23 protein-coding genes are annotated in these 25235 nt (G+C 39.8%); 2 read left to right on the plus strand and 21 right to left on the minus strand.

What is annotated here, in order from left to right:
• Window positions 1-8: 8 nt before the first annotated feature.
• From ACSHXM_RS05935 to ACSHXM_RS05970, 8 genes are all read right to left on the minus strand, one after another.
• Window positions 9-1736: a protein kinase domain-containing protein gene (locus ACSHXM_RS05935; protein WP_435687821.1), complete on the minus strand. Its 1728-nt coding sequence runs from the start codon at window positions 1734-1736 to the stop codon at window positions 9-11.
• Between the two features lie 41 nt (window positions 1737-1777).
• Complete coding sequence (gene cynS, locus ACSHXM_RS05940) at window positions 1778-2221, minus strand: cyanase (protein ID WP_435687822.1); 444 nt, start codon at window positions 2219-2221, stop codon at window positions 1778-1780.
• Window positions 2222-2335: 114 nt separating this feature from the next.
• The gene (locus ACSHXM_RS05945; RefSeq protein ID WP_435687823.1) at window positions 2336-3145 is read right to left on the minus strand and encodes a formate/nitrite transporter family protein; all 810 of its coding nucleotides are present in this window, start codon (window positions 3143-3145) and stop codon (window positions 2336-2338) included.
• Between the two features lie 307 nt (window positions 3146-3452).
• A complete protein-coding gene (yghU, locus tag ACSHXM_RS05950) occupies window positions 3453-4313 on the minus strand; it encodes a glutathione-dependent disulfide-bond oxidoreductase (protein ID WP_435687824.1) in 861 nt (286 codons plus the stop codon).
• Window positions 4314-4465: 152 nt separating this feature from the next.
• Window positions 4466-4711 carry an EF-hand domain-containing protein gene (locus ACSHXM_RS05955; RefSeq protein WP_435687825.1) on the minus strand — a complete coding sequence of 82 codons (246 nt, stop codon included), beginning with the start codon at window positions 4709-4711 and terminating at the stop codon, window positions 4466-4468.
• 90 nt (window positions 4712-4801) lie between these two features.
• Window positions 4802-5797, minus strand: a complete 996-nt coding sequence (locus ACSHXM_RS05960) for a rhodanese-related sulfurtransferase (protein WP_435687826.1) — start codon at window positions 5795-5797, stop codon at window positions 4802-4804.
• Window positions 5798-5976: 179 nt separating this feature from the next.
• Window positions 5977-9807 carry a cadherin-like domain-containing protein gene (locus ACSHXM_RS05965; protein WP_435687827.1) on the minus strand — a complete coding sequence of 1277 codons (3831 nt, stop codon included), beginning with the start codon at window positions 9805-9807 and terminating at the stop codon, window positions 5977-5979.
• Between the two features lie 409 nt (window positions 9808-10216).
• Entirely contained in the window at window positions 10217-10726 is a 510-nt protein-coding gene (locus ACSHXM_RS05970; protein ID WP_435687828.1) for a VC2046/SO_2500 family protein, read from the minus strand.
• Between the two features lie 239 nt (window positions 10727-10965).
• Between ACSHXM_RS05970 and ACSHXM_RS05975 the strand changes: the two genes are divergently transcribed.
• Entirely contained in the window at window positions 10966-13077 is a 2112-nt protein-coding gene (locus ACSHXM_RS05975) for a trypsin-like serine protease (protein WP_435687829.1), read from the plus strand.
• A gap of 72 nt (window positions 13078-13149) precedes the next feature.
• Here the strand turns inward: ACSHXM_RS05975 and ACSHXM_RS05980 are convergent, their stop codons facing one another.
• The 13 genes from ACSHXM_RS05980 to ACSHXM_RS06040 all read right to left on the minus strand — a co-directional run bounded on the left by ACSHXM_RS05980 (window position 13150) and on the right by ACSHXM_RS06040 (window position 24721).
• Entirely contained in the window at window positions 13150-13506 is a 357-nt protein-coding gene (locus ACSHXM_RS05980) for a hypothetical protein (RefSeq protein ID WP_435687830.1), read from the minus strand.
• A 166-nt stretch (window positions 13507-13672) separates the two neighbouring features.
• Window positions 13673-13879: a cold-shock protein gene (locus ACSHXM_RS05985; RefSeq protein WP_435687831.1), complete on the minus strand. Its 207-nt coding sequence runs from the start codon at window positions 13877-13879 to the stop codon at window positions 13673-13675.
• A 144-nt stretch (window positions 13880-14023) separates the two neighbouring features.
• On the minus strand, window positions 14024-14836 hold the full coding sequence (gene mazG, locus ACSHXM_RS05990; protein ID WP_435687832.1) for a nucleoside triphosphate pyrophosphohydrolase: 813 nt from the start codon (window positions 14834-14836) through the stop codon (window positions 14024-14026).
• A complete protein-coding gene (gene relA, locus ACSHXM_RS05995; protein ID WP_435687833.1) occupies window positions 14837-17005 on the minus strand; it encodes a GTP diphosphokinase in 2169 nt (722 codons plus the stop codon). It lies immediately after the preceding gene.
• A gap of 161 nt (window positions 17006-17166) precedes the next feature.
• Window positions 17167-17544 carry a holo-ACP synthase gene (gene acpS / locus ACSHXM_RS06000; protein ID WP_435687834.1) on the minus strand — a complete coding sequence of 126 codons (378 nt, stop codon included), beginning with the start codon at window positions 17542-17544 and terminating at the stop codon, window positions 17167-17169.
• Between the two features lie 2 nt (window positions 17545-17546).
• Window positions 17547-18278 (minus strand): pyridoxine 5'-phosphate synthase, encoded by a 732-nt coding sequence (gene pdxJ, locus ACSHXM_RS06005; RefSeq protein WP_435687842.1) that lies wholly within the window; start codon window positions 18276-18278, stop codon window positions 17547-17549.
• A gap of 1 nt (window position 18279) precedes the next feature.
• Window positions 18280-19008 (minus strand): DNA repair protein RecO, encoded by a 729-nt coding sequence (gene recO, locus ACSHXM_RS06010; RefSeq protein WP_435687835.1) that lies wholly within the window; start codon window positions 19006-19008, stop codon window positions 18280-18282.
• 30 nt (window positions 19009-19038) lie between these two features.
• The gene (locus tag ACSHXM_RS06015) at window positions 19039-19320 is read right to left on the minus strand and encodes a hypothetical protein (RefSeq protein WP_435687836.1); all 282 of its coding nucleotides are present in this window, start codon (window positions 19318-19320) and stop codon (window positions 19039-19041) included.
• Window positions 19321-19456: 136 nt separating this feature from the next.
• On the minus strand, window positions 19457-21175 hold the full coding sequence (gene recJ, locus ACSHXM_RS06020) for a single-stranded-DNA-specific exonuclease RecJ (protein ID WP_435687843.1): 1719 nt from the start codon (window positions 21173-21175) through the stop codon (window positions 19457-19459).
• Between the two features lie 68 nt (window positions 21176-21243).
• Window positions 21244-22071, minus strand: coding sequence for a bifunctional protein-disulfide isomerase/oxidoreductase DsbC (gene dsbC, locus ACSHXM_RS06025; RefSeq protein ID WP_435687837.1), 828 nt, complete (start codon window positions 22069-22071; stop codon window positions 21244-21246).
• A 166-nt stretch (window positions 22072-22237) separates the two neighbouring features.
• The gene (locus tag ACSHXM_RS06030) at window positions 22238-22546 is read right to left on the minus strand and encodes a DUF2007 domain-containing protein (protein WP_435687838.1); all 309 of its coding nucleotides are present in this window, start codon (window positions 22544-22546) and stop codon (window positions 22238-22240) included.
• Window positions 22547-22554: 8 nt separating this feature from the next.
• On the minus strand, window positions 22555-23667 hold the full coding sequence (locus tag ACSHXM_RS06035) for a PilT/PilU family type 4a pilus ATPase (protein ID WP_435687839.1): 1113 nt from the start codon (window positions 23665-23667) through the stop codon (window positions 22555-22557).
• Window positions 23668-23677: 10 nt separating this feature from the next.
• Window positions 23678-24721: a type IV pilus twitching motility protein PilT gene (locus tag ACSHXM_RS06040; protein WP_435687840.1), complete on the minus strand. Its 1044-nt coding sequence runs from the start codon at window positions 24719-24721 to the stop codon at window positions 23678-23680.
• Window positions 24722-24751: 30 nt separating this feature from the next.
• On the opposite strand from ACSHXM_RS06040, the gene ACSHXM_RS06045 reads away from it, so the two are divergent.
• The coding region (locus ACSHXM_RS06045; protein WP_435687841.1) for a YggS family pyridoxal phosphate-dependent enzyme at window positions 24752-25235 on the plus strand (484 nt) is incomplete at its 3' end.

Here is a 25235-nt window from a genome sequence, read left to right on the forward strand (position 1 = left end):
CTTATTGATTAACGACTTAACAACAGCGCCACGACCACCAACAGTATTGCACTAATTGCCTGCCAGAATACCACGGGGTCTCGTTCAAGAAGTGGCGGCTTAGTTTTACTAAGAAAGCTTTTACTAGGTTGGCGAAGGTCGTAAATGAATTCAGATAACTCTTGGCAGCGTTTAAATGGATTAGGATGAAGGGCGTGTTTCAAGGTATCGTCCACCCATGCTGGAATTTCGCGCTCATCATGTAAAGCAGTTTGATACCTGAGTTTACCTTGTGCAGACTGAGTTCTGGCGGCTGCCACTTTAATCCCATAGGGGAGTTTTCCAGTAAGCATTTGGTAAGTAATTACCGCCAAAGAGAACAAATCTGATCTAGGTGTGCCAGCCTCACCCAAAAAGTATTCAGGAGCAGCGTACTGAACTGTGCCTAACATATTTTGATGTTCAATTGACTGGGTCATTTCCATGACACCCGCCACTTTAGTTGAGCCAAAATCAATAATTTTTACCACACCAGATTTTTCAATCATGATGTTTTCGGGACGTAAATCCTGATGTAACATTTCCAAACGATGGAAGGCCATCAAACCTTTGGCAATTTGTTCAACAATTTCCCGCACACTTTGTAAACTTGGTTTAGGGTTATCAATCATCCACTGAGTCAGAGTTTGCCCTTCAACATACTCAAAAGCGGTAAACAAAAACTGGCGTTCACGACCCACTTCAACAGGCTTTAACACATGGGCACTATTTATTCGTTTAGCAATCCACTCTTCCATTAAAAACCGCTCAAGGTGAGCCGGATCTTCTTTTAAATCAATGGATGGAGCTTTGATCACCACAGGTACATCAGATTCACTGTTTAAATTTTCAGCTAGGTAAACATGGCTGCGACTACTTGAGTACAACACCCTTAAGATTTTAAAGCCATCACACTCTTTGCGAACATCCAGCACCGGAGGAAAAGCAAGTTGAGTGAGTTGTTTCATCCGCTCGTCAGCATCGACACTCGGTAAGTCATCGATTCTAATAATTTGCGCACTTAGGTTATCTGAACTTCCACGGCCGTAGGCATGTTTTGCCATTTTCTCTGCCGCTGCATCCAGGTCATCCATATCTTCCTGTACAAAGGCATACATCATTTCTTTTTCTAGGTGTTCATAGACGCCATCAGTAGCCAAAATGAAAATATCACCTTTTTCCACCGTCATAGAATCATGATCAAGTTCTAGCTGCGGAAAGATACCCATTGCTCTGCTTAGGTAACTTTTTTCACTAGACACCCATGTACGGTGATCATTCGTTAATACTTCTCCTAGCTTAGCCCGAAAGTGATAGATGCGGCTATCGCCTAAATGAAAGGTATAAGCGGTGTTTGATTTGATAATAAGTGCACTTAAAGTACACACATACCCTTTATCTTTGTTGTATCTGGCTTCAGTTTTTTGGGTTTGAGAATGTAACCAAGAATTATTTGCAGCGAGCACCTGCATAGCTGATTTTTTAACTGACCATGTTTCCGAAGTACAGTAATAATCGTCTAGTATACTTCGCACGGAGGCTTCACTAGCAATATGACTGACTTGACTACTACTAATGCCATCAGCAATAGCAGCCACAATCCCTTTGGTAGATAATTGTGGCTCTTTAGGAACCGTCACACCTTGAAAATCCTGATTCTCAGCCTTTCGGCCTTTATCAGAATATTGCCCAACCGAAACAGCTAATTGATTAGGCATAATGTAAGTTCCTTATAAAAAAACGGGGCTGTCACTAAAACCTAGTAACTTTTATAGGGTAAAAACTTACCTGTCATAGTAATTTTAACTCTATCACCTTTTGGATCTTCTTTTCGGCTTAAGTCCATGTCAAAGTCTATTGCACTCATGATGCCATCACCAAATTCTTCATGAATTAACGCTTTAAAAGTACTGCCATAAACATTAATCAATTCATAGAAACGATAAATCAATGGATCAGTTGGTACCGCTGTTGGCAGTGAACCTTTATAAGGAACAACTTGTAACTGGGCGACAGCAGCTTCAGGTAAATCTAATAACTCACCGACAGTAGAGGCTTGCTTTTCTGTTAAAGTCATTTGGCCTAATAAAGCAGCGGTTGTCCATTCTTTACTTTGACCTACTGCCTCAGCTAGTTGTGGCCAAGTTAGGCTTTTAAGTTGTTTTTGCAGAATGATTAGTTCGGTTACTTCATTACGATTCATTGTTTGTCCCCAAAGTAATTGAATTAGGTCGATTAAACTTAAATAAACAAAAAAGTTTGCTGGCATCTCCTATAACTATTTAGCTAGGCTGCCAGCAAACAGAGTTAGCGAAGATTAAGCACTACGCTTTTTACTTTCACGTACGTGTGTGTAATAAATTGGTAAAGCGACTAACAAGAAACCACCAGCCAAGTTACCTAGTGCAGTTGGGATTTCGTTCCAAAGGAAATAATCCGATACGTGGAAATCACCACCCATAATCATTGAGAACGGGAATAAGAACATGTTAACGATTGAGTGTTCGAAAACCATGAAGAAGAACAGCATGATTGGCATCCACATGGCCGCTATTTTAGCGCCTGCAGAGGTTGAAATCATTGCACCGACAACACCCATAGATACCATCCAGTTACATAACATTCCGCGGATAAAGATAGTCATCCAACCACCAAAACCTTGTTCTTTATAACCTAAAGTACGAGACTCACCAATTGTCGCTACTTTTTCAGCTACTGCCCCACCATCTATTTGATAACCATAAGTCAAAATAAACGAAGCAAAAAATGCTGTGGTTAAGGCCCCAGCAAAGTTACCAACAAACACTAAGCCCCAGTTACGTAACATGCCTTTCACGGTACAGCCTGGACGTTTATCGATAACCGCTAGCGGTACTAAGGTAAACACACCTGTTAATAGATCGTACTTCATCAAGTACAACATGATGAATCCAACAGGGAATAGAATCGCTCCTAATATCGGGCTACCTGTTTTAGTGATTACTGTGATGGCAAAAAATGCTGCTAACGCAAGTATGGCACCAGCCATAAAAGCTCTTATTAATGTATCTTTGGTGGACATAAATATTTTCTGTTCACCTGCGTCTACCATTTTTTTGGCAAACTCACTCGGTTCTAAATAGGACATTACAGCACCTCTTTTTGCGTGTTTATGTGTTATTGACGTTTTAAAAACAAAAAAAGCGTCCATGCACGCACCTGAAGCTCAAGTGAGTGTATGGACGCCATTATCCGTTGAATCTTTTCTTTTAAGTCTTCATTGACCTTGATTCATATTTACTAAAGCAAGGTTTACGCCAAAACAGTATCCCTTAATTTTTAAGGGATACTAAGTTCTAAGTATTGGGTTAAGCTCAGAAAAGAGCATCAAACATGTTCAACTGCACTCTTAAAGTGCAGTAATTTAATAGAATGGGTATTACTTAGGATAAAAACTAAATTTTATCCTGGGTTTTAGTTTCGAAATCTTCTGCATTATGACGTTCACGTAATTGCTCAGACGGCTCACCCCATGAACGATTGACCTTAAGACCACGAATGACGGCTGGACGCTCTGCTATTTTTTCAGCCCAGCGCACTAGATTGGTATAACTACCTACTTGTAAAAACTCAGCGGCTTCATATAGCTTGCCCAATACCAAAGCACCATACCAAGCCCAAATAGCCATATCTGCAATGGTATACTCGTCACCTGAAATATATGTATTGACTGCTAATTGTTTATCTAGCACATCTAACTGACGTTTCACTTCCATAGCATATCGGTTAATGGGATATTCAAATTTTTCTGGCGCATAATTGTAAAAATGGCCGAAACCTCCACCTAAAAAAGGTGCTGAACCTTGGGCCCAAAATAACCAATTAAATGTTTTAGTTCTAGATGCCCCTTCTTTTGGCAAAAAGTAACCAAACTTCTCAGCCAGGTGAAGTAATATTGAGGCTGACTCAAAAATATTGACATCAATCTCACCGGACTTGTCTACCAGTGCGGGGATTTTCGAATTGGGATTAACGTCTACAAAGCCAGAGGTGAATTGATCACCTTCTCCAATATTAACCAAATAGGCATCGTATTCCGCTTCTTGAATACCTAGTTCTAAAAGTTCTTCTAACATCACAGTGACTTTTACGCCATTTGGTGTCGCTAGGGAGTAAAGTTGAAACGGGTGATCCCCTCTGGGTAATGGTTTTTCTTGGGTAGCCCCTGAGATAGGGCGATTAATATTAGCAAATTGTCCGCCGCTAGCTGCGTCCCAAGTCCATATTTTAGGTGGTGTATAACTTGTGTCTGTCATTTATTATTTTCCTAATAAAAAATATTGTTTAAACAAGTACGTGAAAAACGCAAAAAAGTTTCATTGTTTGTTTTTTTAGATTAAAAAACAAAAAGCCCAAATATTTCTATTTGGGCTTTTTCGTATATAAGAAAAATGGAGCTTAATTGGTTTTAATATTCCCACCAAGATTGTTGCCACCAAACTAAAAACTCTTCAAAGTCAATTGAGCCGTCATGGTTTTTATCAATCAAGCCAAAACCTTCTTCAACGTGGCTGGCTTTGGTTTTTGGCGACAATACAGTTAACAACTCGATAAATTCGGTTAGCCCAATTTCGCCATTACCATCTGCATCAAAGAAATCAAACTCTTTACGAGCTTCGGCAACCTGTTCTGTTGTTAATTGTTTATCTGTCATAGTTTTTTCAACTTTTGTTTCAATGAGTTAAGTCTACTCCTTCTTGGGAGTCAGTGTCCATTGATATTATAAAATCAAATGGATAAGTTGCTAACCGTTAGATTTACCCAGCGCTGTTCTTTGGGCTCTGCGCTGTGCGCCTTTTTGTTGGCGCCTTAATTTAATCGCTTTGCGAGCTTCTAAACCTAAATGTTCTTCGTTACGCTCGCGAGCCAAGTTAACCTGCTTTTCTCTTTCTTTGAAACGTGCAATTTGTTCATCACTATGAGAGCCATAACATTTAGGGCAACTGACACCGGATTCAAACTGTTCACTTTGTTTGTCTTCTTCAGTAATAGGTAATCGACAGGCGTAACATTGGTCGTAAATGCTTTTTTCTAAATCATGATTAACGGCAACACGGTTATCAAAAACAAAACAATCACCTTCCCAAAGGGTGTCGTCTTTTGGCACATCTTCTAAGTATTGTAAAATACCGCCTTCAAGGTGGAACACCTCATCAAAACCTTGTTCTTTCATATAAGCGGTAGATTTTTCACAACGAATTCCGCCGGTACAGAACATAGCGACCTTTTTATGTTTGGCAGGATCCATATTTTCTTTAACATACTCAGGAAATTCTCTGAATGAATCTGTTTTTGGATTAACCGCATGTTTAAAAGTACCGATTTCAATTTCGTAATCATTACGAGTATCCACAACAAATACTTCTGGATCAGAAATAAGTGCATTCCAATCTTTAGGTTTTACATACGTCCCTACTGTTTTTAACGGGTCTATGCCTTCCACACCTAATGTCACGATTTCTTTTTTCAATTTCACTTTAGTGCGATGAAATGGCTGATTTTCATCTAAAGACTCTTTGAAAGAAATAGGATTTAGACGTTGGTCGGCATTTAAGCGAGCTAATAAAGCATCTATGGATTTTCGGGTACCAGATACGGTTCCATTTATGCCTTCTTTTGCCAGCAGTAAGGTTCCTTTGATATTTTCAGATTCCATGAACTGGAGAAGAGGTTGACGAATATCTTTGAAGTCTTCCAAAGAAACGAACTTATACAACGCGCACACTACATATTTAGACATAATTCTACCTTGCGAAAATTGGGGCGTAATCCCAGAGCAACAAATTGGAGCGGGAATATAGCAAAGTGTATGAAAAGACACCAGAGATACACTTAAATATTTTGTGGTTATTAATATATTAAAAAGCGATGAAATGTTTTCATCGCTTTTTAATTAATAGTTACCATATAGGTAGGGGTTTAATTACACCCTGACATTGAAGAGATCCATTCACTCATCACTTCGACAGCGTTAGTGTCCACCACAGAGGTAGCCAGTGGAGGCATCCTTTGTTGCTTATCTAAAGTTTGCATGCGCAATAACAACACAGACAACTCTGGTTCACCGGCAGCGATCCTTCGTGCTCCTTCAACGCCAAGTGTTCCTCGACTCGGTAAAACATTACATAAATTCGTATCTGCAAAAGCCGTAGAATATCTCAAGTCAATATCACCAAAGGCAGCACCTGGTCGATGGCAGCCTGAACAATTGCTATGAAGGTAACTACGAGCCTTGTCTTCCACAGTTGCATTTTCATCATTCAAATTCACTAATGCTTGTTGCTCAGTGGAACTTTGCGGCTCAGAGAAATAATCATAGTTAGACAAGTAGTCAATTACATTACTATCTAATATCGGGTCATGGTAATTTAATTGAGCATGCTCTACCCCTAAACTGATGTTTGCAGCAGAAGAATGGCAATCACCACATTGGCTGCGACTTGGGAAAGTATGCATAACCCCTTCAACATCGACTTCTTTGCCCGTTTCTAATAAAACCGCTTCTGTTTGCTGCTCATTCCATTCATAACTATAACCTTCCCATCCCAAGCTATTATTGATCAGTAATCGTGTTTCTAAATAACGCTCACCGAATAAGAAGTGTTTAACTAACACACTGCCTTGGGGGAACTGATAATCGCCGTCATTTAATACATCAATTTGGGTATTATCTGGAATAGCAAACGCCCTACGCTTGTTTTCACCATCAGTCCAAAGAGGGGCATTCACTTCGTATTCGAATACTCCAGCAGGTGATTGTTTAGTCACAGGGTAAAAGCAGCCTGTTTCACTCAGATTAGCTGGCATATTAGTCGTTGTACCACCACTGCCACTTAACTTGTAGATAACATCCCCAGCAGCACCTTCTGGGTTTAGTTTCAGTCCATAAACTTCACCATCATTACCTTGCGCCATCGCGTACAAACGAATGCTATTAGCAATTGCTGGCGAAGGTTGATTAGCGACCGATGTGTCTTGTGCAGAAATGGCCCATAAGTTACCGCCACTAGCATTTGCATACACATACTGACCGAATAACGAAGGTGACTGAGTGCCACGATATACATATCCACCAATAACCACTGAACCTTGTTGGCGACCAAACTCAGCCACTGGTAAATCGTAGTCAGACACTTGACAATTTGCGCCTGCACACTCGTCTGTGGTGACTGAACCTTCAACATAAGGCCAGCCATAATTGCCGCCTGCTATTACTCTGTTAACCTCTTCTCGCGTCACCTGTCCTACATCACCAACCCAAACATCGTCATTTTGCTGATCAATACTAAAACGCCATGGATTACGCAAACCCGAGGCAAATATTTCTGGGCAATGAGTAACACCTTGGTTAGTACCTGTGCCTGCTGAACATAAAGCACCACCTTCAACATAATATGGATTTGATTCAGGAATTTGGTAAGGGACACTATCGATATTAATTCGTATCACCTTGCCTTTTAACGTGTTGGCATGCTGTGCTGGCATGCCTCTATCATCGTCACCCAAAGTTGCATAAAGTAAACCTTCACTATCAAAGGCTAGATCTCCGCCTTTATGGTTTCTGCCAAATTGTTGTACCGTTAGAATTTCAACCTCAGAGTTCCTATCAATTTGTTGAGTATTGATATCCATTTCATAAGACGCAATAACCGATCTCCCACCCCATTCGTCATTGGTTGGATTGTCATTGAAAAACAAAAACACTCTGTTATCTGCTGGATAATTAGGATGAATAGCCAGTCCCAACAACCCCATTTCGCCTAATAACCTAAGTTTATCTGATAAATCAAATACCAATTCCGTTTGACTCGCTTGAGGGTGATTATCAAACTTATATACTTGTCCACTCACTGTGGCTAACAACCAGAAATCACTATCATTTTTGGGTTGCAGCATAGCAATCATAGTTCGCGGTATTTGCTGCTCTTGGGCTGTTCCTTGGTTAAGAGTAAGTGCTGGCAAAGTAGGTAAAGAAGGAAATGCCGGGGCCCATCGAATTGAGTCAGGCTCAATAATGGGCTCTGGTGCCAAACAGGTTAAATTAGATGCCCGTTCAACAGATATAGTCGTCGGTGATAAGTGTAAAGATACAGTAGCCGAAACATTATTGGTGCGGTTTAAGCCAGTATCATTGGCTAAATCGGAAACCAGATATTGAAACTCTCCAAAGGTAATATCACTGGAACTAGGGGTAAATGAAATCGTACCATCATCGTTAATGTTTACGCTTCCACCAACCGCTTGGCTAACACTAGGAATATAAAGCTGATTGCTATCGGAATCGACATCATTTGCAGTTAATTGTGCGGGGCTTATCACTAAGGTTTCGCCTGCTAAACCATTTATAACATCATCACTAGCAACTGGAATTATGTTATTTGACCCACCTGTGGACTGGGTAAAATTAATTGTGACTTTTGCCCAATCCATACGATTCCAGTCTTTACTGTCATTGGAGACATCACTGACACCATAGGTGAATTCAGCGAAGGTTACACTATTATCTGTAGGCGTGAATGTGATCACTCCAGAACTTTTAACCCATTCAAACGTGCCTCCCTCTTCATCGCTTACCGTTGCGATGAATAGTTGTTCGCTGTCTACATCTACGTCATTAATGAGTAAAGCACTTTCTAATATTTCTATAGGTTGGCCAACAGTAGCCGAGATGACATCTGCATTTGCTTTTGGATTTTCACCGTTTTCAATGGGTTCTGATATTTGTTCGTTAAAAGAAATGGTCACTCGTGCCCAGTCCATTCGTTTCCAGTCTTTACTAGTACTTGAAGTGTCACTCACTCCATAAGTAAATTGAGCGGTGGTCACAGATTCGTCGGCCGGCGTAAAGGTTATTATTCCGGAGTCTCTATTCCATTTTGCTTCACCATTATCCCAATTAGACACTGTTGCTACGTATAATTGACTACTATCTTCGTCAGTGTCATTGGCTAACAAGCGGCTTGCTTCAATATCAATTGATAAGCCACTTGTAGCAATAATTTGATCGGCGACCGCCACCGGTTTGGCTCCCTCTTCGGTTACAACAATTGCATTATTATTTAGGGTTACAGTGCCATACCCCATATGTTCAGGATCATGTGTATCAGCACGATCTGAAACACCATAAGTAAAGCTAGCTTGATTCAAGCCTGGTGTTGGCAAAAACTCAAATGCTCCTCTATCAGTATCAATTGAGCTAAAAGTCCCGCCTACTGGATCATCAATATAATTAACCGTTAAAACATCTCCATTAGGATCGTAATCATTCGCAAGTAAATCCGAAGCGGATATAATAATTGGCGCCCCAAAATCCACGACTAATACGTCATTGCTGCTAATGGGATCATCGTGGGTGACAGTATCTGGTTGCGAAAATAAAATAGTGACGTCTGCCCAATCCATACGATTCCATTCACGGCTGTTACTAGAAAGGTCGCTCACGCCGTAGGTGAATTGTGCACTGGATACGTTATTATCTGTTGGTGTAAAAGTAATAACACCTTGTTCTTTACGCCAAACAGCCACACCATTTTGCCAATTGGCCACAGTCGCTACAAATAACCTATCGCTGTCTATATCGGTATCATTACTGAGTATATTTCGAACTGAAATATGAACCGGTTGTCCCACAACAGCTGTAATAGTGTCAGGCACCGCCTTTGGATTTTCCATCGCCCAACTTGTTCCTGATAAGCTTAACAATCCAAATAAAAAACCAAAACTCAATCCACGATTTTTACGGTTATTCATTCTGCTCCCTTTTATTACAGTTAACACCAAAAACATTTAACTTTTAGATTCAGTGGCAACAGACCCATACTGAATAAATTAAATTTCAACATATCAATATAAAAAACCATAAAGAATAGAAATTTTACGTTAATGGTATAAAAATCAATAATTAAAAGAGTGGTTTGGTTGGCTTTCCAGAGACCTGAATAAGCCGAGAGTGTTGTTCTTACGCGCAATCTGAATTACCTAGGTGTTATAAGTATTTGAGGTTTTCTTAATTAAAACCATTATCACTTATAAGCATTACCCCCCCATAATTAGAATCAATTGGTTTAAGCGTGATTCCCTAGCTGACTTATATATTTTTAGGAAGCAAGACCACAATTAATGGCTTCCAGAATGGGCATTAATTCAATCCTTATTGACACTAGGCTGCTGTGACTTCCATCTCTTGGAGAATGTTATATAACCCAGTCTCATCCACCTTTAGAATCTTTTCTTTATTTTGCTGTAATCGATTCTGTGTTGGATAACTACAGTTAGCCAATATTTCTTCGCTTAAATGTAGCGGATCATTATGCTGAGATAATGGCTCGGGATGCATAGCTAACCAAAGATGTGCGTCTTGAATGTGACCTGAATTTATCATTTGGCTCGTGGAATTAATGTATGCCCAGCTTTCAACATCAGCTTTTAAAGTAGAGGAACGGTAATGGTGTAAAAAAGCCGCATCAGCAATATTTAACTCAGGCTCTGGGACTTCTTGTAATACTGGACGATGTAAATGATTTTGTTCCAGCATTGCCAGCAATAATGAAAATTTGGCCCCTTGAGTTGATGCTTTGTTAATTTCACCGTTCAGTTCACGATCGTTAATAATGACGGGATCAAGTCCATCATCATTGAGTACATCAAAGTCAACTTTAGGTTCGAGCAAAACTATTTCCACATTACACTATTACTTAGGTTATCGATTTTAAAAACCAAGACTTGAATAATGTTTTAAAAAATTTTGATCATTAATGCTGATATATTCGTACATTACATTGACAGTTAATTCAACATCGTGAACGATTGAAAGAATTTAATGTCTGCTATGTTCTATATAGTATGATTTGCTAATTCAAAGCCTACATGTTTTTTAATTGATATCCCTATGTACGGCAAGAGGAGTTTATGACTAAATTTATTAAAGCCAAACCGCTACTAAGTAGTTTAATTGTTACCACTGTTAGTATTTTTTCTTGTCAGGCTAATGCCGAAAAAGTGAATCCACACGTATCAACTCAATCTGACCCGAGTTTAATTAGTACTAAAATTGTGGGTGGTGAAGTAGCCACAGAACAGAACTGGCCTTGGATGACGGCTTTTGTTTTTACATTCCAAGATTTTGCTACTAGCTTAGAGCTAAACGGAACGAGCTACTCAACTCGTCATTTCTCAGAGGGTAAAAGTGGTGAAGTCACGGCTGAATTAGTTTCCTGTGGCGACGGCCAACAAACCTGTGAAAATGTAGAAGATAAGGTCTGCCTCATCGAACGAGGTACCAATACTTTCGCTGAAAAATCTGCAAATTGTGAATCAGCTGGCGGCATTGCTGCCATTATCTATAACAACGTAGAAGGTACTATTTCAGGCACTTTAGGTACTGACTTCTCGGGTACAATTCCTCTTGTTGCGGTCACTCAAGATGATGGAGAAAGCTTGCTTTCTCAAGTAGGTGAAACTGTAAGTTTATCGGTTTCAGCCACCAGCGTTTTACAACAAGACGCCAGTTGTGGTGCAACGTTTTTAGGTGATAAATGGGTGTTAACTGCGGCTCATTGTGTCGACTCACCCACTGCTTTATTGTTTAAAATGAATATTGGTGAATACGATCTATCAGATGGTGCTGAAAATGCAGTAGGCATTGCTAATATATTTATCCACCCCGAATACGATGCAGATGCCATTAATAATGATATTGCGATAATTGAACTGAATGAAACAGTAAATGGCCAAGCCGTTCAATTAGCGACTAAAGAAATAACTGAACAATTTGCCGCATCAAACAGCACCTCTACCGTTGCTGGATGGGGAGGCCGTACAGGTTATATTGGCGGTGAAGGAGAGACTTCAAATTTCCCAGATGTTTTACACAAGGTTGATTTAACTTTGCTTTCCAATGATGAGTGTAAACAAAGTATAGGATCGATTACCGACGCGATGCTTTGTGCCACTAGCACTTTAGAAAAAGGGTCTTGTCAGGGTGACAGTGGTGGCCCGCTCGTCATTGATACAAATACAGGAATTCAACAAGTCGGCATAGTCAGTTTTGGAATTGGTTGCGCAGACCCAAACTATCCAGGTGTTTATACTCGCGTAGCTGAATTTACTGAGTGGTTAGATACCATATCGACTGGCATCGCCATTGAGCAATTACAAAACTTTGGTGTGGTTCCTACTGATATTACTAACACCACAGAGTTACGTGTGGCAAATAATTCTAATCAATCAACTACCGTGACCTTTAGTATTGAAGGTGACAGTGAGTTTACGCTAGATGCGAGCAACTGTAGTACCCTAGCAGCGAATGACACATGCCTACTAACGGTTAATTACCAGGCACAAAATGCTGGTGAACACACGGCCAAGGTAATAATCTCCTCCTCCGACGTTAATGTATCAACTAGTTACAGTAGACTGTTAGGAATGGCTGTCGCGTCTGCAGATGCTTTAGCCGGCGTTGCAGGCCCAAGTAATGACAAAGTATCTTGGTTCTCTGGAGGTGATTTACCTTGGACTAACAATCTAGTTAGTGGCGTAGAAAGTGGACAAATCAACCACAGGCAAGAAAGTATTCTATTAGCGTTAGTTGATGGTGCTGGTACCCTGTCATTCGATTGGGGCGTGTCATCAGAGGAAAACACAGATGATCCAGAAGATCCTTTTGATGTATTAGAGTTATATGTGGATGGAGAACTCATTGATTTTATTAGTGGAGAAGTTGAAGTAGATGCTTATGTAGATACAAACAACAACCTCTTGCTAGGTGATGGATTTCACACAGTTAGCTGGCGATATTCTAAAGATCCTGCAGCTGTAGAAGGTGAAGATAAAGGCTTTGTGCGCAACGTTACTTTTGTAGCAGATGTAGTGACGACACCTACGCCTACACCGGAACCAACACCGACTCAGCCATCTACTACGCCGCCAGTGAATAACTCGTCTGGTGGCGGAAATTTGTTTTGGTTACTTCTTCTAATGAGTGGTGTTTATTGTTATCGAAGAAAATCTAATACCAATTAGTAGTAATTAGAAAATAAAACGACAATAAAAAACACCAGCATTTGCTGGTGTTTTTTTATTAATATTTATATTTCAATACACGGGAAACTGTCTAGAAAAAAGATTAGCAACTTGAATGGTTTTAACACGGGAACAAGGTGTCAAAATTTGAACTTGCTCAACGTCTAGATCATTCAAATTATCTTGGATCGTTGCCATGAAAAGACGCTTTAATTTACGTGTAGGCTCATTTTCACCGGTTAACTGCTGACTCTGCCAAGCAAGATATAGCTCTTTTTGCTCAGTCGTCATTGGCATAGAGCCTAATACATTGCCATTCTTAATGAGTTTAAATTGATAACCTTTAGCCACACTTTCCATTTGACTTGCCATGCCAGTGACAGTAAGAGTGATTAACAAAAAGCCTAACAGAGGTATTATTTTTTTCATCTATGAGTTCATCGATTTACCTTAATAACTAATAAGTCGAGTCATATTTAGAAAAAGTTTATTTGTAATGAAAATAAATTCTGTTTTTCAAATTTATTTTCATTACAAATAAAAAAGCAGCGAATGATTAACTCATTCGCTGCTTTTTTAAATTTTGAATTAAAGTCTAAAGTGGAACGACTTTATTTGCACAAGGACCTTTTTGGCCTTGGCCTACTTCAAACTCAACAGCTTGACCGTCGTTCAAAGAAGCGTATCCGCCACCTGCTTGAATTTCAGAATGGTGAACAAACAAATCTTTGCCGCCGTCTTCTGGAGTGATGAATCCGAAACCTTTATCAGCATTGAACCACTTAACTGTACCTTTACTCATTTTTGTTACTCTTAATTATTGGTGAAATTTTTTCTCATAAAATACCCGAGTTCACCGTTTCAGGTATCAACATACGTTAATCAATAGGCAATATACATGTACATTGCCTATTGATATAGTGTTTTTTACTTAAAGTGTTTCAATTTATTCGTTGTCTTTAACATTAACCCAAGCAGTTTCCATTTGTTGCAAACTTGCTTTGCTCACATCCGAGCCCTGTTCTGCCATCAATTTTTCTACCTGCCTAAAACGTTTTTCAAATTTATTATTGGCTTTCATTAAAGCCACTTCAGGATTAACGTTAGCGTGTCGAGACAAATTGACGACGGCAAATAACAAGTCACCAATTTCTTCTTCTACGGCTTGTTGGTCCACCTCTTGAACATTTAGCTCTGCCAACACTTCATCGATTTCTTCATATACTTTGTCAACTACAGGAGGTAATTCAGGCCAATCAAACCCCACTTTTGCACATTTTTTTTGTAATTTATTAGCTCGGATTAGCGGTGTTAATCCAGCTGGTATATTGGCTAAAACACTTAAATCATTAGCTTTACCTTGAGCTTCTCGCTCCTGTGTTTTTATAGCTTCCCATTGTTCAGACAATAATTCATTGGATGTGCTTTTTTGATGAGAAAAAACATGAGGATGGCGACGAACAAGTTTTTCACTAATAACCTCTGCCACATCTTCAAATTCAAAATCCCCTTGCTCTTTTGCCAGTTGAGCATAAAATACGATTTGGAATAGTAAGTCACCTAACTCATCCTTAATGTCTAGCACATCACCATTCAAAATAGCATCCGCTACTTCGTAGGTTTCTTCGATAGTATGGGGAATAATAGACTCAAACGTTTGTTTGTTATCCCAAGGACAGCCTGCAACAGGATCACGTAATTGTTCCATAATATTGAGCAAATTTTGCAGTTTTGGATGCTTATTATCAGAATCAGCCACTTATTTATCTACCTTAAACACGTCTAACACACCTTTTACTTGCTGAATACGAGAAATGGTTTTAGACAGACTTGCTAGGTTTTTCACTTCAAGTGTGAGTTCTATTTTGGCCGTGTTTTGGCGAATGTCACTGCTACTGTTTACCCCGAGTAAGCTGGCTTTTTCATTAGCCAAAACCGTGGTTACATCTCGCAGCACGCCCGCTCTGTCAGTACTTAACACCTGTAACTTGGTTTGAAAAGCGGCTTCTAAACCACTAGCCCAATTAACGTCTATTTGCCGCTCTGGGTGACTATCTAACAAGTGATTGAGTTGCTCACAATCTTCTCTATGGACACTAACCCCACGACCTTGGGTAATATAACCAATAATTTCTTCACCTGGAATTGGCTGACAACAACCCGCAATTTGGTTCATTAAATTGCCGACACCTTCCACCACTATACTGTCTTTTTTTAACTTAGCTGATTGTGGTTTGCGAGGTTTAATTCTTGGATCGAGTTCTGATTCTGGCTCTGGTGCATGTTTTTGTTGTAAAAAATGTACCACTTGCATGATACGTATGTCGCCACCACCAATGGCAGCATATAAATCATCTAAGCTTTGCATGTTAAAACGTTCAACAGCTTCGCTAGCTTCTTTTATATCTATGTGTAATTTAAACAACTCACGATCGAGTATTTCTTTACCAGCCAATAAGTTTTTATCTTTGTCTTGTTTCTTAAAGTAAGTTTGAATTTTGGCTCGCGCACGAGAAGAGTAAACATATCCTAACCCTTGGTGCATCCAATCTCGACTAGGGTTTGATTTTTTCCCTGTTAAGATTTCAACTTGATCGCCGGTTTGTAGTTGATAAGTAAAAGGTACAATTCGCCCTCCTACTTTTGCACCATTACATCTATGACCGACATTACTGTGGATATAATAAGCAAAATCTAACGGTGTAGAGCCAAGAGGTAAATCGACTACATCACCAGTAGGAGTAAATACGTAAACTCGATCATCAAATACTTGGCTGCGTAACTCTTCTACTATATCGCCGCTGTCTGAAACTTCTTCTTGCCACAATAAGATTTTACGTAACCAATTAATACGCTCTTCATAACCAGAACGACTTTGTGTAGTACCTTCTTTATATCGCCAATGAGCGGCTACACCTAGTTCTGCATCATCGTGCATTTGTTTGGTCCGAATTTGAATCTCAATGGTTTTGCCTTGTTTGCCCAAACAAATGGTATGAATAGATTGATATCCATTAGGCTTAGGTGTGGCAATATAATCATCAAACTCTTTGGGAATGTGTTTCCAGTGCGAGTGCACTACGCCTAATGCGGCATAACAGTCTTGCAAACGTTCTGCAATAATTCGCACGGCTCGAATATCGTAGAGCTGATCAAAATCCAAATGTTTATTCTGCATCTTTTTCCAGATGCTATAGATGTGTTTTGGTCGCCCGTATACCTTGGCTTTGATATTTTGTTTATCTAAAGCACCTTGAAGCTCCGTTACAAAGTCTTCAATGTACGACTCTCGAGCGGTGCGTTTTTCATCTAATAACTTGGCAATTTTTTTGTAAGTTATAGGATGCAAATAACGAAAAGAATGGTCTTCTAGTTCCCATTTTAACTGACCAATGCCTAAACGATTAGCCAAAGGGGCATATATAGTGGCGCATTCACGAGCCACTAAAACTCGTGTTTCTTCATCTTCATTTTTGACTTTTTGTAAGCTACAAATTCGTTCAGCTAGTTTTAATACTACCGCTCGCACGTCTTCTACCATTGCCAATAACATTCTACGCACATTATCTATTTGTGCTTCACTGTTCTTTTTGCCGTTATTAGCTCGTGTATGCAAAGATTTAATGGCATCCATACGACGTATACCAATAATCAACTTTTGAATACCCTCGCCAAATTGCTCTTGAATTTGCTTTTCATTGAGTTGATGAACTTCGCAGTACGGGTAGACTAAAGCAGCTTGTAAGGTTTCATCATCCATGTGCAATTCGTGTAGTATTTCTACCATTTCCTGCCCTATCAGCAAGATTTCTGGCGTATCAGACACATCACGTAATTTTTGTTTAGTCGCGTCGGGCAAATTCAACTGTGCCAACCATTCATCAAACGGTGGTCGTTGTTTGTCATGCACTTTACGAATAGAAACCATCTAACACTATCCTAATACTTACTAATGTTTGAAAAATAACCCTTCAAAACATAAAAATTGATATGCCAATAATAAAAGGGATCACGCTGGTGACGATATACTTGCGACTAATTTACGCATACTAAGCACTATAACAGTGCACCATTTCGAACAAAATAACCTCAAACTACCTCTAAAATCACCGTTGCTGTTGCATAATGTTGTTCATCTGAAATAGATATAAAACTCCGATTTATGCTGGTTTGCTCACATATTTGAGCAAACTTGCCGGATAACTTTAAGATAGGCTGCCCACTGGACAAGTTTTCAACTTCAATATCTTGAAAGCTAACACCATTAGCAATCCCCGTGCCGAGGGCTTTAGCGGCAGCTTCTTTTGCCGCAAAACGTTTCGCCAAATACCGAGCTTTAAACTTATGTTGTTTAAACACGGTTAACTCTGCTGTTGTTAGTATTCGTTCAGCAAGACGGTGAGAGTTAGCTAGAAGCTTTTCAATTCGTGAAATTTCAACTATATCCGTTCCCAATCCGGCAATCATTTTTAAGCCCGAGCTTCTAACATTAAAGCACGCATATCACTCACCGCTTTAGCTAATCCGTCAAATGCGGCTCTGGCAATGATGGCATGACCAATATTTAACTCATACAATTCGGGTATGGCCGCAATTGGTTTCACATTATGGTAATGCAAACCGTGCCCTGCGTTAACCTTTAAGCCTTTACTATGAGCGTAACGAATACCTTCAACTAAGATGGCCAATTCATTTTGTTGGCTAATAGCATTGGTAGCTTCTGCATACTGCCCCGTATGTATCTCAATGTAAGGTGCCCCGGCTTCAACCGCCGCATCAATTTGTTTTTTGTCAGCATCAATAAACAAAGAAACCAAAATGCCAGCTTTAGCTAGTCGACTACAGGCAGCCGTCATACGTGGTAAGTTGCTAGCAACATCTAGCCCACCTTCGGTAGTCAGTTCTTCGCGTTTTTCTGGTACTAAGCAACAATATTCAGGTTGTGTTTTTTCAGCAATAGCTAACATTTCATCGGTCACAGCCATTTCCAGATTCATGCGAGTTTGAATGGTCTGTTTAAGGACTTCTACATCACGATCATTTATGTGTCGTCTATCTTCACGTAAATGAATCGTGATGCCGTCTGCTCCGGCTCTTTCAGCAATTTCAGCGGCATGCACTGGATCTGGGTATTGAGTACCACGAGCATTTCTTAGAGTAGCAATGTGATCAATATTCACACCGAGTAATACATCTTTCATTTCAATCCTTAGATCGGTTGACATTTTTGGACCAAGTTTGTTGAAAAAGCTCCCGGCTTTTTAACGGCTTTCGTCCTAATAAATGGCTAAGTGCCATTCTGTTTATTCTTTTGGCACATTGCAAACTGGCTGGGGTCCAATTGTGTTCATTCATTTGTAACAAAGCTTTGCCACTAAAGCGATAGGCCGTTTCAGTTGGATTATGTACTTGTTTAATTCCTTGCTCTAACACCAAACAATATTCTAAATCTTGTTCTACATACTCACCCGTATCGTAAGTCATTTGCATATCAAAACCATAACCTAAATCATTTAGTAAACTGGTTTCAAACTGGCGTAAACACGGTTCAATAAGTTGTGTACTTTGTAAAGATATGAGGCTTTCTTGGTACAAGGCATATATTTCTGGATGGGGTACTTCTTTGGGCAATAAACGATTCAACAATTCGTTGAGGTACATAGCTGAGAATAATTGATGACCAGTTAATCGCAACATACTTGCCGATGCTTCTAGCTGATTTAAGTTTCGCAACTCATGTTTGCCAGAAATATGTAGTAACAGAGGTTGAAAAGATTGCAGTAAGCTTTTTTTATCACTTTTACTACCGCGAACACCTTTTATTACGGCACTCACTTTACCTAATTCTAAAGTAAAAAAATCTGCTAAGTAGCTAGTCTCACGGTATTCACGTCTATGCAACAAAAAACCATTTACTTGCTCTGAAGCCAACTAGTTCAACCCGATATTAAAATACTAAAATCAACTAACCTTTATCCGTACAACTTTCATGGCTTCGAATTCCATGCCTGCAACTTCTTCAGTGATAGGATAATAAGTTAAATTTACTAATGAACCGGTAAGGTTTTTGTACTCTTTGCGACGGCGAAATTTAAATGGAACTTCTACACCTTCTATCATCAAAGTATTTGCGAACCAATCGTCGTCTTTACGCTGGACGTGAGAGGCCACCTTCATATCTTCTGAATGAGTAAGGTTGTCGTGTTTGTCTAAAAGTTTCTCGACGTCGGACTTTTTTGCCATAATCGCTAAGTTACCAGTTACCTAAAAAAGACTAGTTTAGCACTTATCACTGATTACATAAATATTAATACCTAAGCACTTAATAAATATAACTATCTTTTTCCTTTCAAGAGAGGAAATTCTGCACAGAGCTGTGCTAATGCGCAACAATTCCTTCCACCATGAGTTGTAAACTAGTTCTCCCTCTAAACTCATTTATGTCCAGTTTATAAGCCAGATTAACCCACTTACAGTCTAAGTTTGGCCAAACTTGTAAATCCACATTAAATGCAATGCCATCAATGAGTAAACCGCTAGCGTGTTTAAGTACCATTTTGAGATGTTTGCTACCCACTAACTTCTGATCGACCAACTCAAACTCACCATCAAATTGAGGCTCAGGAAAACCTTGTCCCCATGGCCCAGCATTTTTTAGCGTTTGGGCAAATGCTAAAGAAAAGTCAGCGGTTTGTAATTCACCATCGGTAATTAATTCACCGGCTAAAGGTTTATCTTTAAGGTATTCCTGTGCTATTTGATTAAATGTTTGTTCAAACGCCGCCAAGTTTTTAGCGGGTAAACTTAAACCAGCCGCCATAGCATGCCCCCCAAATTTACCAATAATATCTGGGTATCGATTATTCAACTCTTCAAGTAAATCGCGAATATGTAAACCAGGGATAGAACGTGCAGAACCTTTGAGGGTATCGTCGTCTTGATGAGCAAAGGCAATAGTAGGCCTGTAATATTTATCTTTTATACGCCCTGCTAAAATGCCTATTACCCCTTGATGATAATCCGCTTGATATAAAACCAAACCAAAAGGTAGTTTACTCGACTCGATGTTTAATGATTCAAGAGCCTTCACTGCCTCTTGTTGCATAGAGCTTTCAATTTCTCGCCGCTCTTGATTCAATCCATCAAGTTGCACCGCTATTTGTCGGGCTCGACTAGCTTGGTCAGTTAACAAACACTCTATGCCCATCGCCATATCATCTAAACGGCCCGCTGCATTTAATCTTGGTCCAACAACAAAACCCAAGTCTGAAGCCACTAAGCGACTTTTATCGCGCCCCGCAACTTCTAACATGGCTTGGATACCAGGTCGGCATTTATCACTGCGGATCCGTTGTAATCCCTGGTGCACTAAAATTCGATTATTTTCATCCAGTGGCACCACATCAGCCACTGTGCCGAGGGCTACTAAGTCTAAGAAGTCAGCTAAGTTAGGAACGTTTATCTGTTGTTTCTCAAACCAACCTATATTCTTTAGTTTTGCTCGCAATGCCAACAAGACATAAAACGCCACACCAACCCCAGCTAGATTTTTTGACAAAAAGTCGCAACCGGGCTGATTAGGATTAACGATAGCATCTGCTTTAGGCAAGGTTTCTGCTGCTAGGTGATGATCGGTAATAATGACAGTCATACCTAAGGATTTAGCTTTTTCTACCCCGGCTATGCAACTTATTCCATTATCGACGGTTACCAACACCTGTGCATTTTGTTCACCGGCGACCTCTACAATTTCAGGGCTTAATCCGTAACCAAAATCAAATCGATTCGGCACCAAATAATCGCAGTCTTTCACGCCCATCGCGCGTAAAGACAAAATACTTAGCGCTGTACTCGTAGCACCATCTGCATCAAAGTCTCCAATAATGACAATTTTTTGATTCTGCATTATGGCTTGAGCTAACAACTCAACAGCCCGGTCGACACCTTGTAACTTATCGTAATGTAATAAAGCATTAGCACTTCGCGCTAATTGGTCGGCATTTTCGATACCACGGTCGGCATAAATTTGTTTGAGCTTTGGATGCAATGAGTCAGGAAGGTGCTCAGTACTTTTGTGAGTTCTGCGACTAATTTGCACAGCTGGCATAAATAGGTTCCGTTGGAAGGGGAAAGTCCGCTAGATTTATCACTAGCGGACGGAGTTGATTACATAATTTCTTTTAACGCTTGCTCTAATTGAGCCGCAGGCTGGTAGCCCTTAATCAAAGCGCCATTAGGAAGCACAATATTAGGCGTACTGTTTACACCCATTTGTTGAGCAAAAGAATATTGCTCAGGTATTTTAGAGTTACATGTTTTTGAAGCGACTTCTGTCCCCCCTTTGGCATCATCCATTGCTTTATTTGGATTGTCAGCACACCAAACAGAAACCATATCGTAAAATGATTTTGCACCTAGACCTGCACGAGGAAAGGCTAAATAACGAACCGTTATGCCTAAATCATTGTAATCTTGCATTTCATTGTGAAACTTACGGCAATAACCACACGTTATGTCTGTAAATACATTCACAACATATTTTTCGTTATCAGCTTTATATTCAATTACACTCTCTTTAAAGCTTTCTAAACCTGCTAATCGCGCTCCAGTCAGTGCCTCTTCCGTTTCATTGCGCATACCTTCATCTAAATTATAGATACGACCTTGAACAAAATAACCACCGTCTAAACTAGTATAAAACAAACCTCTTTCAGTCATCACCTGCAATAAACCGTCGATTGGCGCGGGGGTGACAGACATCACTTCAAGTTGCAGAGTACGACTAATTTTATTTTTTACTGCGGTGTAATCCTCTGCGCCAGAAACCTTTGACGAAGAGTCAACTGATTTAGTTAACGATTTTGGGGTCGCAGATTGTGTATTGACGGATTCGGCAGCTACTGCTCTACCAATGTTTCGGTCGATTGATACAACAAATGCGGTTAACAGAAACATACCGATTAATGCAATCGATACTATTTTTACTTTGTTCATAAACTTCCTAAATTCATCTAACTAAAGATAAGACCCTAATCGAGTCATTTAATTTCATATTTAAGCGCTAGTTTAACGAATCAAAGTAAGAGTGCCTACTATTAACAAACTATATTTTATCTCGCATAGGTATCAAGTTTCATTACTCATGAGGCAATTTTGTTATTTAGGCCTTATCAGACTCACATTTCCAGCAAACTTCAAAATTAGCTGCATTTGACTCATTACATTGCAAACATTGCCAATCTGAGCAATCAACTGGTTGAGCTAAAAACTCTTTAATGAACACATTTGCTTTAGGTAACCAATCTGCGTCATATATCCAGACTTCAGGAGCAGCGTCTAATGGAGACAGCTCCCCCATAGCACCAATGGCAAATTCATTTTTGATAAAACAATCAATGCCCTTTTCTTCAAGCAACTGCTTTATTTGAAATACCTTAAACCGATCTAAATCATCAAACACTTTTTCCATCTGACACGTTAATCCATATCAATAGAAACATTAGATAGAGATCCCAAAGCGTTACCTTCATCCGAATCTAGCTTAATCATTAACCTTAGGTCATTCGGCGAATCAGCATGATGAATTGCATGATCTAGGGTGATTCTCCCCGCACGATACAAGTCATATAGAGCCATATCAAAGCTTTGCATGCCCATTTCCTTGCCTTTTCTCATGGCTTCTTTCAAACCACCAATTTCATTGCGCTGGATTAAATCAGTCACTAAGGGCGAATTGAGTAAGATTTCAATTGCCGCCACGCGTCCTTTACCATCAGGTGTGGGGACTAATTGTTGTGCCACGATAGCACGCATATTTAAACTCAAATCAAAACGTAACTTTTCATGTTGATCTGGCGGCGCCAAATGCATAATACGTTCGATAGCCTGGTTAGCGTTATTGGCGTGTAAGGTTGCCACACATAAATGACCAGTGTCAGCAAACGACATGGCATATTCCATGGTTTCCATGGATCTGATCTCACCAATCAAGATAACATCGGGAGCCTGGCGTAATGAGCTTTTTAAGGCGTCATCAAAAGATTGAGTATCAATTCCGACTTCTCTTTGCGTCACCACACAATTTCCATGTTCGTGGACAAATTCGATAGGGTCTTCGATAGTCAGAATATGCCCCTTAGAGTTTTGATTTCTATGGCCCATTAAAGCTGCCAATGACGTAGATTTACCAGTACCAGTGGCACCTACAAATAACAAAAGCCCTCGTTTTGACATGATCACGTCTTTGAGAATTTCAGGTAAACCTAGCTCTGCCACTTGTGGAATTTGCGTGACAATACGCCTCACTACCATGCCAGCCATATCACGTTGCCAAAACGCACTACAACGGAACCTGCCAACATCCTCTCGAGCTATTGCAAAATTACATTCTTTGGTTTGTTCAAACTCTTTCTTTTGCTTGTCGTTCATAGCGTCATGCACTAATTCTAAAGCGTCTTCTTCTGTTAAACAGCTGTCACCAATGGGTGTCATTTGGCCATTTACTTTTGCACTGACGGGAAAACCTACAGTTACAAATAAATCAGATGCACCAGCATCTTCCATGGCTTCTAAATAAGGTCCAAGTTCCATTAATTACTCCTTAAAATCCTGTAGATGGCTTTTTATCGATTGACTTAGCTGCTGCATCTTGAGGGGAAATTAATCCTTCAGCCACCAACTTTTGTAAACACTGATCCATAGTCTGCATACCATGTTGCTGCCCTGTTTGAATAACAGAGTACATTTGCGGCACTTTATCTTCACGAATCAAATTTCGAATTGCGGGAATACCCAACATAATTTCGTGTGCAGCTACTCGGCCCCCACCATTTTTCTTCAATAAGGTTTGGGAAATAACGGCACGTAAAGATTCAGATAACATGGAGCGTATCATTGATTTTTCTGCAGCAGGGAACACATCAATTAATCTATCGATGGTTTTAGGCGCAGAGTTAGTATGCAAAGTACCAAACACTAAATGGCCTGTTTCTGCAGCTGATATCGCTAAACGGATAGTCTCTAAATCACGTAATTCACCCACCAGAATAATATCGGGATCTTCACGTAATGCAGAGCGTAAAGCATTGTTAAAACTGTGGGTGTCTCTATGTACTTCCCTTTGGTTTAACACACAGAGCTTATTTTGATGCACAAATTCAATAGGATCTTCAATGGTTAATATATGTTCACGTTTTGTGCTGTTAATGTGATCTATCATGGCCGCTAAGGTAGTACTTTTACCTGAGCCTGTCGCCCCTGTAACCAATACAATACCTGTAGGTTGATTAATAATATCTTTGAAAATTTGCGGTGCACCTAAATCATCTAGACTCAAAATGTCACTGGGGATGGTTCTTAGTACCGCAGCCGCGCCTCGGTTTTGTACAAAAGCGTTTACCCTAAAACGAGACAGATCTTTTACTTCGAATGAAAAATCCGTTTCTAAGTTCTCTTCATACTCTTTGCGCTGTTTGTCATTCATTATTTCAAAAATCAAACTGTGCACTTCTTTGTGTTCTAAGGCGGGTATATTTAGCTTTCGCATTTCACCATCAACACGAATGATAGGGGGTAAACCAGCAGAAAGATGTAAATCTGAGGCTTTATTTTGTACACTAAAGGCCAAAAGTTCGGTAATATCCACGCAAAATTCTCCGTATATTCTTGATGCAATATGGAAACAATAGCAGAACGACTCAAAAGCGCACTTGCAACGATTAAGCAATCTACATTAGAAGCTAATCGTCCTTTAAATTCGGTGAGATTGCTAGCCGTAAGTAAAACCAAACCAGTATCTGATATTGTTCAAGCGTATGAAGCTGGACAACGTTTGTTTGGTGAAAACTATGTACAAGAAGGCGTAGAGAAGGTACAAGCACTGAAATATTTACCCGATATCGATTGGCATTTCATTGGCCCTTTGCAATCAAATAAAACACGTTTAGTGGCCGAAAACTTTGATTGGATGCACACAGTTGACCGATTAAAAATAGCTCAACGCCTTAATGACCAGCGCAGCGCTCACAAAAAATTAAATGTTTGTATTCAGGTCAACATTGATAACGATGTTAATAAATCAGGTGTATTGCCAGATCAACTCGATGCTTTAGCTGCTGCCATTCAAAACATGCCAAACTTGGTATTAAGAGGATTAATGA

It is taken from the genome of Paraglaciecola sp. (genome assembly GCF_051252315.1).
Taxonomy (GTDB): domain Bacteria; phylum Pseudomonadota; class Gammaproteobacteria; order Enterobacterales; family Alteromonadaceae; genus Paraglaciecola.